The sequence below is a fragment of the Mycobacterium sp. genome, assembly GCF_035499775.1.
Taxonomy (GTDB): domain Bacteria; phylum Actinomycetota; class Actinomycetes; order Mycobacteriales; family Mycobacteriaceae; genus Mycobacterium.
Map to the genome: position 1 here is coordinate 1 of NZ_DATJYB010000248.1, position 15,278 is coordinate 15,278.

The 15,278-nt window shown below is 68.4% G+C and carries 13 protein-coding genes; 9 read left to right on the forward strand and 4 right to left on the reverse strand.

The window, feature by feature from the left end:
* On the reverse strand, nt 1-977 hold a 977-nt coding region (locus VML93_RS16340; protein WP_325612192.1), incomplete at its 3' end, for a LacI family DNA-binding transcriptional regulator.
* A gap of 123 nt (nt 978-1,100) precedes the next feature.
* Between VML93_RS16340 and VML93_RS16345 the strand changes: the two genes are divergently transcribed.
* From VML93_RS16345 to VML93_RS16380, 8 genes are all read left to right on the forward strand, one after another.
* Nucleotides 1,101-2,024, forward strand: coding sequence for a metal ABC transporter solute-binding protein, Zn/Mn family (locus VML93_RS16345; protein WP_414686377.1), 924 nt, complete (start codon nt 1,101-1,103; stop codon nt 2,022-2,024).
* A gap of 4 nt (nt 2,025-2,028) precedes the next feature.
* On the forward strand, nt 2,029-2,844 hold the full coding sequence (locus VML93_RS16350; protein ID WP_325612193.1) for a metal ABC transporter ATP-binding protein: 816 nt from the start codon (nt 2,029-2,031) through the stop codon (nt 2,842-2,844).
* A gap of 20 nt (nt 2,845-2,864) precedes the next feature.
* On the forward strand, nt 2,865-3,707 hold the full coding sequence (locus VML93_RS16355) for a metal ABC transporter permease (protein ID WP_325612216.1): 843 nt from the start codon (nt 2,865-2,867) through the stop codon (nt 3,705-3,707).
* Nucleotides 3,708-3,746: 39 nt separating this feature from the next.
* Complete coding sequence (locus tag VML93_RS16360) at nt 3,747-4,454, forward strand: sensor domain-containing protein (protein WP_325612195.1); 708 nt, start codon at nt 3,747-3,749, stop codon at nt 4,452-4,454.
* A gap of 27 nt (nt 4,455-4,481) precedes the next feature.
* Nucleotides 4,482-5,243: a 5-oxoprolinase subunit PxpA gene (locus VML93_RS16365; protein WP_325612217.1), complete on the forward strand. Its 762-nt coding sequence runs from the start codon at nt 4,482-4,484 to the stop codon at nt 5,241-5,243.
* On the forward strand, nt 5,243-6,163 hold the full coding sequence (locus tag VML93_RS16370) for an MBL fold metallo-hydrolase (protein WP_325612196.1): 921 nt from the start codon (nt 5,243-5,245) through the stop codon (nt 6,161-6,163). Before VML93_RS16365 ends, VML93_RS16370 begins: the two co-directional genes overlap by 1 nt.
* Nucleotides 6,164-6,167: 4 nt before the next feature.
* Nucleotides 6,168-7,409 (forward strand): SLC13 family permease, encoded by a 1,242-nt coding sequence (locus tag VML93_RS16375; RefSeq protein ID WP_325612197.1) that lies wholly within the window; start codon nt 6,168-6,170, stop codon nt 7,407-7,409.
* Nucleotides 7,410-7,560: 151 nt separating this feature from the next.
* Complete coding sequence (locus VML93_RS16380) at nt 7,561-8,337, forward strand: NHL repeat-containing protein (RefSeq protein ID WP_325612199.1); 777 nt, start codon at nt 7,561-7,563, stop codon at nt 8,335-8,337.
* Here VML93_RS16380 and VML93_RS16385 read toward each other — a convergent pair.
* Nucleotides 8,318-9,760, reverse strand: coding sequence for a cytochrome P450 (locus tag VML93_RS16385; RefSeq protein ID WP_325612200.1), 1,443 nt, complete (start codon nt 9,758-9,760; stop codon nt 8,318-8,320). The genes VML93_RS16380 and VML93_RS16385 overlap by 20 nt on opposite strands.
* Before the next feature lie 89 nt (nt 9,761-9,849).
* Entirely contained in the window at nt 9,850-12,474 is a 2,625-nt protein-coding gene (locus tag VML93_RS16390; RefSeq protein ID WP_325612202.1) for a helix-turn-helix transcriptional regulator, read from the reverse strand.
* Nucleotides 12,475-12,590: 116 nt separating this feature from the next.
* On the opposite strand from VML93_RS16390, the gene VML93_RS16395 reads away from it, so the two are divergent.
* Entirely contained in the window at nt 12,591-13,493 is a 903-nt protein-coding gene (locus VML93_RS16395; protein ID WP_325612204.1) for an NHL repeat-containing protein, read from the forward strand.
* 10 nt (nt 13,494-13,503) lie between these two features.
* Here VML93_RS16395 and VML93_RS16400 read toward each other — a convergent pair whose 3' ends face one another.
* Nucleotides 13,504-15,213: an AMP-binding protein gene (locus tag VML93_RS16400; protein WP_325612206.1), complete on the reverse strand. Its 1,710-nt coding sequence runs from the start codon at nt 15,211-15,213 to the stop codon at nt 13,504-13,506.
* Between the last annotated feature and the right edge of the window lie 65 nt (nt 15,214-15,278).

Genomic DNA, 15,278 nt, shown 5'->3' on the forward strand with positions numbered 1-15,278 from the left:
CGCCGCCCCTTCTGCAGGCTCGGCTGCGCCACCGTGGTCAGCCCGCGGCTGATCGCTTCGGGCACGCCGTCGAAACCGGTGACCGTCATCTGACCTGGCACGTAAATGCCATGTCCGCGTAGGTAATCCATGGCCGACAGCGCCAGGATGTCCGCGGTACACATCAGCGCGGTAATCCGCGGATTGGCCTCCAGCGCCACCTTCGCGGCGGTGCCGCCCGACGTCGGCAGGTGCTCGTAGCTTTCCACCACGGTCAGCGAATCGGGTTCGACGCCGTGGGCCGCCATCGCGTCCCACACCCCGACGATGCGCTCGCGCTGCACGTCGAAGGTCGGCGACTTCAGCCGCTCGGCGTCCACCAGGCCCTGGCGCCGGTCCCGGCCCAGGCGCATGGTCAGTAGGCCGATCTCGCGATGCCCCAATCCGAGCACGTAGTCGGTGATCTCGCGCATCGCCGCCCGGTCGTCGATGCCGACCCGGGACACCCCCTGCAGTCCGATGGGCTGGTCGACCAGCACAACGGGCAGCCGCCGCTGTAGCACCACCTGTAGGTAGGGGTCGTCGTCGCAGACCGAATAAACCACGAAGCCGTCCACCCCGGCGGAGAGCACGGCGGATGTTCCGTCGGACAGGCTGCGGCTCGGACCGACCGCCACCAGCAGCAGCCCCTGGCCCAGTTCCTCGCACGATTCCGCCACTCCCGCAACGAAATCCCGCGCCGCGGGGTCGCTGAAGGAGTAGGTCAGCGCTTCGGTCATCACCAGGCCGACCGCGCCGGCTTTGCGGGTCCGCAACGATCGCGCCACCGGATCCGGGCCCGCGTAACCCAGTCGCTTCGCCGTGGCGAGCACGCGTTCACGGAGCTCGGGTGAGAGCTGATCCGGTCGGTTGAAGGCGTTCGAGATGGTGGTGCGCGAGACCTTGAGCTCGGCAGCCAACGACGCCAGAGTCGCATGCCGACGCGGTGTGGGACTCACGTTCGGTCAGGCTACAGCGAATCCTCGTGCGCACCTATGCGGCTCCGACCCCCCACATTACTATTGGAAACGATTTTCATTAATATTAAGGGTCGGCGTGGGGCCGGCGAGAGGACATCGAGCGTGCGAAGGGCTCTAGCGGGACACCTGATCACCGCCCGCCTGATCGGCAGCTGCCTGGTCGCCGCCTGCCTGATCTCAACGGCGGTGACCGGCTGCAGCGCCGGTGGGGCGCACCCGCACGCGGGCGCCGTGGTGGCGTCCACCGACGTGTGGGGCAGCGTGGCACGCGCCGTCGTCGGCAACCACCTCGCCGTCACGTCCATCCTGTCCGGCGCCAACACCGATCCGCACTCGTACCAGGCCAGTCCGTCGGACGCCGCCGCGATCACCGACGCCGCCCTGGTGGTCTACAACGGCGGCGGGTATGACCCGTGGGTCGACCAGGTGCTGGCCGCCCATCCGAGCATCAAATCGGTCGACGCCTACTCGCTGCTCGAGCCGACCGCGGCGCGCCCGCGCGACGAGCACGTCTTCTACGACCTGAACGTCGCCAAGTCCGTCGCCAGCCTGATCGCCGACCGGCTGACGGCCATCGACCCGGCCAATGCCGCGGACTACCGCGCCAACGCCGCCGAATTCAGCCGCGGCGCCGACGCGATCGCCATCTCCGAACACGCCATCGCCAGCACCTATCCCGCCACCGGGGTCATCGTGACCGAGCCCGTCGGGTACTACCTGCTCACCGCGTCCGGCCTGGTCAATCGCACCCCGGCCGCTTTCAGCGCGGCCAACGAGAACGAAACCGATCCGTCGCCGGCCGACATGGCATCGGTTCTCGACCTGATCAAGCGCCGACAGGTCTCGGCTCTGCTGGTCAACCCGCAGACGGCCACCCCCGCGACCAACGGCCTGAAGGACGCCGCCCGGCGAGCCGGTGTCCCGGTGACCGATTTGACCGAGACCCTCCCCCAGGACACCGACTACCTGACCTGGCAACGCAACACGGTCAACGAGCTGCTGGCCGCGCTGCGGACGAGTCGATAAGCACGTGAGTCGCCAAGCGGTCGGGGTCGTCCCCTGTCCACAAACCGTCTCGCTCAACGGCGCCCGCTTGGCGTTCGGCGATCGCGTGCTGTGGGATCACCTCGACCTGTCGGTGTCGCGCGGCGAGTTCATCGCGGTGCTGGGCCCCAACGGAACCGGGAAGACGTCACTGCTCAAGGTGTTGCTCGGACAGCTCCCGTTGAGCGCCGGGGTGGCGCTGGTGGACGGGAAACGGATCACCTCGGGCAGCGGGCGCATCGGCTATGTGCCGCAGCACCACCCGATGGACCGGGACCTGATGCTGCGCGGCCGCGACCTGGTCGCGCTGGGCATCGACGGGTCTCGCTGGGGCTGCGTGCCGCTGCGACCCGCCGAGCGGGCCCGTCGGCGTGAGGCCGTGCTGCAGGCGCTGCGACGGGTCAACGGCGAACAGCTGTCCGACGTCCGCGTCGGCGTGATGTCCGGCGGCGAGCTGCAGCGGGTGCGCGTCGCCCAGGCGCTGGTCAGCGACCCAATGCTGCTGCTCTGCGATGAACCACTGCTGACCCTGGATCCGGCCAACGCCAAGTTGGTGGCGGCGCTGATCGACCGCCGCCGCCAGGAGGCCGGCACCACGGTCATCGTCGTCACGCACGAGGTCAACCCGATCCTGCCGTATGTGGACCGGGTGCTCTATCTGGTCGACGGCCGATTCGAGATCGGCGCGGTGGAGCAGGTGATGACCACCGAGACGCTGTCGCGGCTCTACCAGGCCGATATCCAGGTGGTGAAGGTCAAGAACCGCTACGTGGTGGTCGGCACGACGGACGGGCAGGCGTGACCAACTACCGGCTCGAGGAGATGCTGGACCACCTGTTCTCCTTCGACATCACCGCCCACCTGCTCCGGCACGACTTCGTTCAGCAGGCGCTGGTGGCGGCGGCGCTGCTGGGGTTGGTCGCCGGGCTGATCGGGCCGTTCATCGTGATGCGCCAGATGTCGTTCGCCGTGCACGGCTCCAGCGAACTATCTCTGACCGGCGCCGCGTTCGCGTTGTTGGTCGGGTTCGAGGTGGGTATGGGCGCGCTGATCGGCAGCGCGCTGGCCGCCGCGCTGTTCGGCATCCTCGGTCAGCGGGCCCGGGAGCGGGATTCGGTGACCGGGGTGGTGCTGGCGTTCGGGCTGGGCCTGGCGGTGCTGTTCATCTACCTCTACCCGGGCCGGACGGCGACCAGTTTCGCCTTGCTGACGGGCCAGATCGTCGGGGTGGGTTATTCCGGGCTGGCCATGCTGGCACTGGTTTGCCTGCTTGTCATCGTGGTGTTGGCCGTCTGCTACCGACCCCTGCTGTTCGCCACCGTCGACCCGGACGTCGCGGCCGCCCGCGGGGTGCCGGTACGGGCCCTGGGCATCGTGTTTGCCGCGCTGGTGGGTGTGGTGGCGGCCCAGGCCGTGCAGATCGTCGGGGCGCTGCTGGTGATGTCATTGCTGATCACACCGGCGGCCGCGGCGGCCCGGGTGGTCACCTCACCGGCCGCGGCGATCATGGCCTCGGTGGTGTTCGCCGAGGTCTCCGCGGTCGGGGGCATCGTGCTGTCGCTGGCGCCGGGCGTTCCGGTGTCGGTATTCGTCGCGACCATCTCGTTCCTGATCTACCTGTTTTGCTGGCTGATCGGGAGGCGGTATCGGTACGCCACCGCTTAAGCTGTTCGCACCGGCTCACGCGCAGGTAGGGGAGCAACAGTGCGTCAGCAAATTGCAGGCCTTGTGCTGGCGAGCGTGTGTACGCTCGCTGTCGGCTGCACCGACAACGTCAGCGGGAAGGCCGTGCCCGCCGATAAGTCCGGGCCGTTCGGGCAGGCCGCCATACCGGTTTCCGCCCTGGACAAGCTGCTGCTCGACGTCAGTCAGATCAACACCGCGCTGGGCGCCACGTCGATGAAGGTGTGGTTCGAAGCCAAGAAGATGTGGGACTGGAGCGCCGACGTGCCCGACAAGAACTGTCTGGCGGTAGACGGGCCCGCGCAGGACAAGGTGTACGCCAACACCGGGTGGTTGACGGTACGCGGTCAGCGGATCGACGACAGCATCGACGGCTCCAAGAAGCGCGACCACTACGCAATCCAGTCCGTGGTCGCCTTCTCGTCCGCACGCGACGCGTCGTCGTTCTACAAATCCTCGACGACGAGCTGGCCCGCCTGCTCCAACCGCACGTTTACCGATCCCAACCCGGGCCAGCGCGACACCGTGTGGTCGGTGGCCGGGGTCACCAACGCCGACGGCACCCTCAGCACCACCGAAACCCAGGAAGGCGGCAACGGGTGGACGTGTCAGCGGGCTCTGACCGTGCGCAACAACGTCGCCATCGACATCGTGGCGTGCAGCTTCAGCCCCGGCTCGGCGGCCGTAGACATCGCCACTCAGATCGCGGCCAAGGCTTTCCAGCGGTAGGCGCAATAAGCTGATCGGGTGGGCTGCATCGACCGCTGTATCGACCTGAATGCCGACCTGGGTGAGGGATTCGGTGTCTGGCGGCTCGGCGATGACGACGCCATGCTCGGGATCGTCACCAGCGCCAACGTGGCGTGCGGCTTCCATGCGGGTGATCCGGCCGGCCTGCTGCGGGTGTGCCGGTCGGCCGCCGGGCGCGAGGTGCGCATCGGGGCGCAGGTGAGCTACCGCGACCTGGCCGGGTTCGGCAGACGCTTCATCGACGTCGCCGTCGAGGATCTGCTCGCCGACGTGGTTTATCAGATCGGCGCTCTGCAGGCGCTCGCACACGCCTGCGGCTCGACGGTGTGCTACGTCAAACCCCATGGGGCGCTGTACAACACGATTGTGCGGAACCGCGTGCAGGCCGCCGCCGTCGCGGCGGCGGTAGGAATGGTGGACGCCTCGCTGCCGGTGCTGGGCCTGGCCGGTTCGGTGTTCTTCGAGGAGGCCCGCCGCGTTGGATTGCGCACGGTCGCAGAGGCATTCGCCGATCGCGCCTACCGGCCGGACGGGCAGCTGGTGTCCCGCCGCGAACCGGGCGCGGTGCTGCAGGATCCGGCGGCGATCGCACAGCGGGTGGTAGGCATGGTGACCGACGGCCGGGTCACCGCGGTCGACGGAACACAGATTGGGGTCACTGTGGAATCGGTTTGCGTGCATGGTGATTCGCCCGGTGCGGTGCAGATCGCCGCCGCGGTGCGTGATTCGTTGAAAGCCGCCGGCGTCGAGATCAAGGCGTTCGGCTGATGCGCCTGAAGCTGGGTCGGCCCAACCTCGCGCGGTATTCGGATCGCTTCGACGTGCCTGTCGCCTCAGCGGATGCACCGCTGTCGGCCACCTGGATCGGCGTGGCGACAGTGCTGCTCGACGACGGGTCCTCGGCGCTGATGACCGACGGCTACTTCTCCCGCCCCGGCCTGACGCAGGTGGCGGCCGGCAAGGTGGCGCCGTCACCGGCGCGGGTGGACGAATGCCTGGCCCGCGCCGACGTGTCGCGGCTGGAGGCCGTCATTCCGGTACACACGCACATCGACCACGCGATGGATTCCGCGCTGGTCGCCGACCGCACCGGGGCGCAGCTGGTCGGGGGCGAGTCCGCGGCCAATGTCGGGCGCGGGCACGGGCTGCCCGAGAGCCGTCTCGTCGTCGCGGTCTCCGGTGAGCCAATTCAGTTGGGCGCCTACGACGTCACGCTGGTCGAGTCGCACCACTGCCCGCCCGACCGGTTCCCCGGAGTGATCAGCGAGCCGGTGGTGCCGCCGGTGAAGGCGTCGGCGTATCGCTGTGGTGAGGCATGGTCGACGCTGATCCACCACCGGCCGTCGGGCCGGCGGCTGCTGATCCAGGGCAGTGCCGGCTATGTCAAGGGTGCGCTGGACGGCCGGCGCGCCGAGGTCGTGTATCTGGGCGTCGGGCAGCTGGGCGTGCAGCCACGGTCGTATCTGGTCGAGTACTGGACCGAGGTGGTGCGCGCGGTCGGCGCGCGCCGGGTGGTTTTGATCCACTGGGACGACTTCTTCCGGCCGCTGTCAGAACCGTTGCGGGCCTTCCCCTTTGCGGCCGACGACCTGGACGTGTCCATCGACACGCTGTCCGAGCTGGCGGCCGCCGACGGTGTCGCGCTGCACATGCCGACGGTGTGGCAGCGCGAGGACCCCTGGGTCTAGAAAATTGATGCTGCTCTTTGCGCTGTTGCTGCTTGCTGTCGTGCTGGGGTTCGCGGTCGCCCGCCCGCGGGGTTGGCCGGAGGCGCTGGCCGCGGTTCCGGCCGCGTTGATTCTCATTGCGGTCGGCGCGATTTCGGCACACCAGGCAGCAGAGCAGGTGGCCGGGCTGGCCCACGTCGTCCTCTTCCTGGGTGCGGTGCTGGTGCTGGCCCAACTGTGCGACGACGAAGGCCTGTTCGAGGCCGCGGGCGCCGCGATGGCGCGGGTGCGCGTCGGGTCGCACGGCCTGCTGCGCCAGGTGTTCGTCATCGCCGCGACCATCACCGCCGCGCTCAGCCTGGACGCCACCGTGGTGTTGCTCACCCCGGTGGTGCTGGCCACGGTGCGCCGCCTGCGGACCCCGGTGCGGCCCTACTCCTATGCGACCGCCCACCTGGCCAACGGGGCCTCGCTGCTGCTTCCGGTGTCGAATCTGACCAACCTGCTGGCCTTTCACGTCGCCAACATCTCGTTCACCAAGTTCACGCTGGTGATGACGCTGCCGTGGTTGACCGCGGTGGCCACCATGTACGTGGTCTTCCGGTGGTTCTTCGCCAAGGATCTGCGGGTGGAGCCGGACCCGCATCAGGTCGGCGAGCCGCCCCGGCCGCCGGTGTTCGTCCTGGTGGTCGTCGGGTTGACGCTGGTCGGGTTCGCGGTCGCCGAATCGGTGGGCGTTGCGCCGGCCTGGGCCGCGTTGGCCGGCGCCTGTGTGTTGGGCGCGCGCAGCCTGTACCACCGGCGCACCTCGGTGGTGGAGATCGCGCGCTCGGTGAACGTGTCGTTTTTGATATTCGTCTTGGCCCTGGGCGTCGTGGTGCAGGCGGTGATGCTGAACGGGATGTCGGCGCGGATGTCCGGGGTGCTGCCGTCGGGCACTTCCCTGCCGGCATTGCTCGCCATCGCGGCGGTGGCCGCCGTGCTGGCCAACGCGGTCAATAATCTGCCCGCCACGCTGGCGTTGATGCCGCTGGTCGCGGCCAGCGGGCCGGCGGCAGTCCTGGCGGTGCTGATCGGGGTCAACATCGGACCCAATCTGACCTACGCCGGCTCCCTGTCCAACCTGCTGTGGCGACGCGTGCTGCGCCAGCACGACATCGAGCCCGGCGTCGGCGAGTACACGCTGCTGGGTCTGTGTACCGTGCCGGTGGCATTGGTCGCGGCGGTGGTGACGCTGTGGGCCGGCGTGCGGCTGGTTGGCACATAGCGCACGGGTGGTTCAATTCTCAGCGATGACCAGACTGAGATCTGCCCTGTTGTATGCCCTGGTCGTGACGGCAGCCCTCGCGGGCTGCTCGCATTCCAAACCAAACGCTGCGCCAAGCACATGGGTGACCGGTCAGCCCAGCCCGAGTATCTTGGCCCCGCGCGCGTCGTATGGCGAACAAATCGTGCTGCCGTTCGGGGAGGCCGTCAAGAGCCCCGCCGGTTTGGCAGCAGACGCCGGCGGCAACGTCTACGTCCTGGACTCACATTCCGGCAAAGTGTGGAAACTGACTCCGGGAGCCAACCCGAGCGCGCTGCCGTTCACCGACCTGGGCCAGCCCGTTCATGTGGCGGTCGACATGGGCGGAAACCTTTACGTGCTCGACGGCCACGGCAGCCGGGTATTGAAGCTGACCCCCGGAGCCAACGCTCCGGCTGTGCTGCCGTTCAACGGACTCAAACAACCCGGGGACGTGGCGGTGGACGCCGCAGGCAACGTCTACGTCACCGAACTCGCGACCAAACAGGTGCTGAAACTGTCCGCAGGCGCCGGCGGTCCGACCCCGCTGCCGTTTCCCGAGGGAAGGCAGCCCACCAACCTGGCGGTGGATGCGGCCGGCAACGTCTACATCGCCGAGCTCTCGACCCGCCAGGTGCTGAAACTCGCTGCGGGCGCGAGCAATACGTCGGTGCTGCCCCTCACCGGCGTCAAGCAGCCCGGTGGCCTTGCCGCGGACGCCGCAGGCAACCTCTACGTCACCGATGTCGCCAACAACCAGGTGCTTAAATTCCCGGCCAGCGCGAGTAGTCCGGCCACACTGCCGTTCACCGGCCTGAACGGGCCGGAGGACATCGCGGTGGACACCGCCGGCAACGTTTACGTCAGCGACCCGATGAACTCCCGGGTGCTCAAGCTGCCGGTTCGCTAAGGGTCACGGGCACTGGGCGGCTGCCCGCATCCTGCTGCGCGGCCTGCGCGACCCCGGTGCCCAGCACCCGCGCGTGCACGGGTGCGGCGGCCACCACCGTGAACGGCGTCTCGAGTGGGAAATCCAAACCGAGCGACTCGATCTCGGCCGCGCGGACGATCGTGGCCAGCGCGAGCGTGGCCTCCAGCATCGCGAAGTGATCGCCGATGCAGGAGCGCGGTCCCCCGCCGAACGGCAGGTACTGCCAGCGGCTGCGATCCTTCGACCGTTCCGGGAGAAAGCGGTCCGGATCGAACTTCAGCGGGTCCTCCCACAGCGTCGGGTCGCGGTGCAGGGCGTAGAAGCTCACCATGGCAACGGTGTTGGCCTCGACTCGGTAGCCGTCGACGACGATGTCGCGGGTTGGTGAACGCATCGACCCGGCCGCGGGCGGGCACAGCCGCAGCGCCTCGTGCAACACCCGCACGGTCAGCCCGAGTTCGGCGACGTCGTCTGGGGTCAGCGCCCGCTCGCCCAGCGCGGCGACTTCCGCGCGCACTCGCTCCTGCAGTTCGCGGTCGTGCCCCAACGACCACAACGCATAGGTCAGCGTGGTCGAGGTGGTGTCGTGGCCCGCGAGCATGAACAGCACCAGCTCGTGGCAGATCTCGTCATCGGTGAGCGGCCGACCCGTCTCCTCGTCGATCGCCTGGATCAGGGCGCGGACCAGCGGGGCTTCCCGGTCGGGGTCGGTGCGCACCTCATGCAGGATTTCGGCGGCCAGCCCGTGCAACATGCCGTTGGCCTTGTGAGCGGCGCGCTGTCCGCGGGTCGGCAGCCAGCGCGGCGGGTTGACCACCCGCGCCGACCGGTCAGCGACCCATGCCAATGCGGTACGCAGGGCCCAGCCGATCTCGTCGGCGCGCTCATCGAGGTCCAGGCCGAGCACCGAGCGCCCCAGAGCCCGCAGCGTCAGCTTGCGGCACTCGGTGTCCAGGTCGACGAAGGAGCCGTCGCTCCAACGGTCGACGACAGTGGCCGCGGCTGCGGCCATGTGTCCCGCGTATTGCGAAACCCGGCGTTTGGTGAACATCGGCTGCAGCGCGCACCGGCGCGGTAGCCACTGCTGGTGCGGGAGATTGAGCAGGTTGCCACCCATCAGCGCCCGCATTTCGACCATTGACCGACCCCGGCCACGGTCGGCGACCTCGTCGCTGCGGCCCATCAGGTCACGCGCGCCCTGCGGCGTGGCGATCAGCACCACTGGCGGAAGCAGCCACTTGGGCGCGAGAGCCAGCCGGGTGATCGGGCCCCCGGCATCCAACAGCTCCTGAACCCCCTCGATGAAAGACCGGATCGCCCTGCGTTGCTGTGACAGCGGGAGGGGATTCTTCGGCGCCAGCGTCAGTTCGTGGACTTTGGTTTGCTCCAGCATCTCAACCATGGCAGCTCCTTCGTCTGCAGGCACGGTATGGCCGGGCTTCGCGGGTGCGCATGCGTAGTCGACTACTCGACTTGGTCGAGCGGGAGCGCTCAGTTTGATGCGGCGCCGGGTCCGGACCGGATGATCGACGCCAGCTCCTCGCGGGACTGCGCGCCCACCCGCTGGCAAGCGCGGTAGACGTGACCCTCCACGGTGCGCACCGACATCACCAGCTTCTCGGCGATCTCGCGGTTGGACAGTCCGGCCACGACGAGTTCGACGACGTCGCGCTGGCGACCCGACAACTTGAGACCCGCCGGAGTCCGCAGCGCCGGCGTCTGCAGACCGCCGCATTCGTCGGCCAATTCCCTGGCCAATGCCGCGGCGTAGAGCCCACGCCGATGATGCTGGTCCTCGTCGAACGCGACGGACGCCTGCGCCGCGGCGTCGGCGGCCGCGGCCCGATCACCGACCCCCCGGTACTTCGCCGAGGCCGCCAGCAGACCCTCGCCGTCCCCGGCCAGCAGCGCCTCCGTATGCAACGCGACCGCGTCGGCCACCGGTAGCGACAACGCGCCAGCCAGCTCGCGCGCCCGCGCCGCCTGGGAGGCGTCACCCCATTGCGCCGCGGCCTGTATGCAGGCCAGCTCGTGGGTGGGCTGGCCACGCTCGCGGGCAACCAGTGCGGCCTCCCGCACGCTCGTGACGGCCTCGCCCAGGCGGCCGCTTGCCGCCATCGCCCAGCCGCCGGCCAGCGCCAGGGCGGTGTGCATGAACAGGTAGTCGGGCGGCACGCAGGACCGGGCTGCTGCGACGGCGTCATTCGCTTCACTGGCCTGCCCGAGCTTGGCGTGCGCCTCGGCCAAAGCGAAGTAGCTCGCCGGACGCAAACCCGTTGTGACAGAGTGTATCTGCACACCGGCAACCGCTTCGTGCACCAGCCGGGCCGCCTCCGCAGCGGCGCCGCGAACCAGCTCCGCGTTGCCCAGCAGCAGGGCCAGATTCGCGTAGGCCAGCCCAGGGATGTCGCGAGCCGAATCGGCCAGTTGCTTTGCCGTGCTGACGAATTCGTCGATACGCCCGGTCAGCCGGCAGGCGCGGCCGTATACCGCGCCGAACCAGAACCGCATGTGGGAGGCCTGAAACGACGTCGTCGCGCGGCGCAACGCCTGCTCGGCCACGCCCGCGAGTTCGTCGACCTGCCCCAGCGCGCCCATGCCCATGATCAACGCCAGCGAGGCCATCATCGCGTGAAATCCCGGAAGATCTGGGAAATCCAGTGCGGCCCCTGCTCGTTCGGCTGCCAGCTGGCACCGCGCCGACACCGCGTCCACGCAGGCCTGCACCGCCAACCGCTCCGCCAGCTGGGCCGGGGTCTCGGCGACCGAGGCGAGTTCGTCGAGGATCACCGCGGCGTGCTGGGGATTGCCGAGCATCCAAATCAGGTTGGCCGCCCGCACGGTCGCCCAGTGGTGGCCGTCGGGCAAGTCGCCGTCGGTCATGTCGCGCAGCGCCGCTTCGGCCTGTTCGCCGCGGCCGAGCAGCACCAGGTTCATGGCCCGCAGCCCGGCCGCCCCGGGAGCACCGGCTCGCGCGGCGGCGGTGGCGAATCGGTCGGCCAGATCCAGATCCAGCAGCGTCATGGCATGCCGTGCCGATTCCAGATACAGCGCGGGGTCGGGATCGAGATCCGACTCGAGCCGGAGCAGCGCGCGGCGCACGGTGGCCTGCATGTCGGCGTCGCCGTCTTCGGCCAGCCGCGTCGCCAGCCTGCCCCGGATCTCCGACAGGTACATCTCGCCGGCGCGGGCGCGGCGCAGCTCACCGAACAGCGGGTGCGCCAGCCTCGCCATCAGCCCCGTGCCGGTGCGCTCGACGCTCACCAGGCCCATTCGTTCGGCGGCCGCCAGGTCGCTGCGAGGCACCAGATCGCACAGCACGTCGACGGCCAGCGGCTGGCACAGCGACAACGTGTCGACCACCATCGCCATTCGCGGTTTCAGCCGGCCCATCTGGTGCCCGATGGTGTCCGACAGACTTGGCGAGACCGCGACGTCGCCCTCCCACATCCACACCCCGGCCAGTTTCCGCATCCGCCCCGCTGCCACCTGATCGGCCAGCAACTGGCGCAGGAACAAGGCGTTCCCACCGGTCAGCTGCCGGAACCGCGCCGCGCTGCGCGCATCGACCGGTCCGTCCAGCGTGGTCTCGATGACCTCGCGTGTCGCCGCGTCCGAAAGCGGTTCGAGATCAAGGCGAACCAGCAGCCCGTCCTTCCACAACGCCGTCACCGCGTCGGGTTCGTCGCCGCCGGTGCGCATCGTGACCAGCAGCCGGGCCCCACCCGACTGCGCCAGCTGATGGACGACCAGCGCGGACAATCCGTCCAGCAGGTGCGCGTCGTCGACGCCCACCACCACACGACTCCGACGCTGTTGCGCGACAAACGAATTGATCACCCGCCGCACGTTGGTGAGCGGATCGGACATCGCCTCGCCGAGCGACCCGATGAATGCGCCGAGGGGGAGCGCCTGCGCCGAGTCGGTGCCGACGATCCACTTCGTGCGCTCGCCCGACGCCTCGGCGCGGCGCAGCACTTCGCGGGCCAGCCAGGTCTTGCCGACGCCGGCCGCTCCCGCGATCACCACACCGGAGTGGTTGCCGGCTCCGCTGAGGGCACGCCGAATGATCCCTATTTCGCTGTCACGCCCCGTCAGCGACTCGGCGCCGATCACTCGGTGACTATATCTGTGCGCAAGCGTCGCACGGGAGCATTTATCGGCGTTTCGACCCTTCTCAGGTCCTATCCTTAGGCGCATGACGGCCGCGTTGGCCTGCACGAGGTACGACGGTGTCTAGGCCGAGCCCCTTGCTCACCATGGTCGTAGGGGCCGGAATCGCCGCCACCTCAGTGTCGGGCTGCTCCCATTCCGCACCAACCACGCCAAGCGCATCGACGACCAGCTCTGCGACCCCGGCCGCGCGCACCGGAACCTATGCACCGCAGGTCGTGCTGCCGATCGGGAGGTTCATCAATCACTTGGCCGGGTTGGCAGTGGACACCGGCGGCGTCACATACACCCTCGACTCGTACTACGGCAAGGTGTGGAAATTCGCGCCGGGGGTCAACCCGAACCAGCTGCCGTTCGACGATCTTGGCCAGCCCACTGATGTAGCGGTCGACACCGGCGGCGACGTCTACGTCATCGACAACCATGGCGGGCGGGTGTTGAAGCTTCAGTCCGGCGCCGCCACGCCAACCGTGCTGCCGTTCAGCGGCCTGACGAAGCCCGGCGGCCTGGCCGTGGACGGCGCGGACAACCTCTACGTCTGCGATTTCGGCAACAACCAAGTCCTAAAGCTGGCACCAGGCGCGACGAGCCCGTCGGCGCTGCCGTTCCCAGACCTCAAGCAGCCCACCAAAGTTGCCGCAGACGCGGCGGGCAACCTGTACGTGTCCGAACTCGGCACCCACCAGGTGCTCAAGCTGGCACCGGGCGCGAGCGGTCCATCCGTGCTGCCGCTACCCGGCGTCAAGTCGCCCGCCGCCCTCGCCACCGACGCAGCGGGCAACCTCTACGTCGGTGACTTCGGGACCAACCAGGTGCTGAAGTTGGTGGCCGGCACGGACACTCCCTCGGTGCTGCCGTTCACGGGCCTGAATCACCCGGGTGAGGTTGCGGTCGACAGCGCCGGCAATGTTTACGTTCTCGACGAATTGAACTTCCGGGTACTGAAGCTGCCGGCGCGCTAGGTGCGGAGCGCTAGGAATCCAAGCGGGCGAACTGACCGTGCCGGTACTGCTCGACGCACGTCGCGCGCCTGACCTTGCCGCTGGTGGTGATCGGTATCGACCCCGGCGGCACCAGAACCAGATCCGCGACGGACAGACCGTGCGCGTTGAATATCGCCGAAGCGACTTCACCCCTGATCGCCCCGAGCTTGTCCAGAACCTCCTCCGGAGTCTCGCCCCGCTTCTTCAGCTCGATGATCGCGACGAGTTTCTCGGTGTGCCCGTCCGGAATGGCGATCGCCGCGACGCGGCCTCCGGTGACCTCCTGGATCGTCGCCTCGACGTCGTCGGCGGAGTGATTGCGACCATGGACGATCAACAGGTCCTTGATCCGGCCGACGATGAACAGCTCACCATCGGAGATGAAGCCCAGATCCCCGCTGCGCAGCCAAGGCCCGTCGGACGACCCGGCCAGAACGCCCCCGAAAGTGCGCTCGGTCTCCGCCGATTTCCCCCAGTAGCCGGCGGCGACGTTGTCGCCGTGCACCCAGATCTCCCCCGCCGTTCCCGCCGGGCACTCGCTGCTGTTGTCCGGATCGACGATCCGCACCAGCGGGGTCTGCGGCACTCCGTAGCTGACCAACGGTGCACCTCCGCCGGGCGCGCACGGCTTCGCATGTCCTTCGGACAGCTTTTCGGAGTCGAAGTGGACGACTTTCGGTGGTTCCCCGGGCGTGCGGGTCGACACGTACACCGTCGCTTCGGCCAGCCCGTACGACGGCCGTATCACGGTGTCGCGCAAATTGAACCGGGCAAACCGCTGGGTGAAGCGCCGCAATGTCGCGGGGTGCACCCGCTCACTGCCGGTGACGATGATGAGCACATCCGACAGATCAAAGCCGACCATGTCATCGTCGGATGTTTTTCGCGCCGCCAATTCGAACGCGAAGTTCGGCCCGGCGGTGTATGTGTGGCTATTGCTTGCCATCAATTGCATCCAGCGGGCGGGCCGCTGCAGGAACGCCACCGGGCTGGTGAGCACCGCGGGAAGCCCCAAAAGCACTGGCGCACAGATTCCTAACAGCAAACCCATGTCGTGATAGAACGGCAGCCAGGACAATATGGTGGTGTCCGGCGGGGGGACATTCCCATAATCCGCGAAGTAGCCGGACATCAACTGTTCGAAATTGCCCAGAATATTTTTCTGCGACATCATGACGCCCGCCGGCTGACGGGTCGACCCGGACGTGTACTGCAAATACGCCGTACCCGGCATGTCGTGCGCAAGGGATCCATGCCGAGCATCCCGGTCCAGCAGGTCGACCTCGACGACCGACGCAGCGGAAGCATCGAGATGCCCGGCGACCGTGCTCACCGCGGCGGACGTCGTCAGCACCACGGCGGGCGAGGCGTCGCGCAGCACCCATCCGACCCGGTCGTCGATGGCGCCACCCAGCGGAACCGAAAGCGGAACCGCGATCTGTCCGGCGTGCAAGGCGCCGAGAAACGCAACGACGTAATCAAGACCCTGCGGGGCCAGGATGACCGCGCGGTCACCGGGTGACCCGCGCTGGTCGAGTTCCCGAGCCACGCCCAGCGTTCGGCGATACAGCTGTGACCACGTCAGGGACTCGGGAACGCCGTCCCAGTCCTGCTCGTAATCGATGAACGTGACCGCTATGTCGTCGGGCTGCAGACTGGCGCGCTCGCGCAGCACAGCCGGAATGGACTCCCCCATCACCTGCCTCAGGTTCCCCCGTACGGCGCCGCTGAAACCTCTGAAACGTCGCAACCGCATTTCTAATG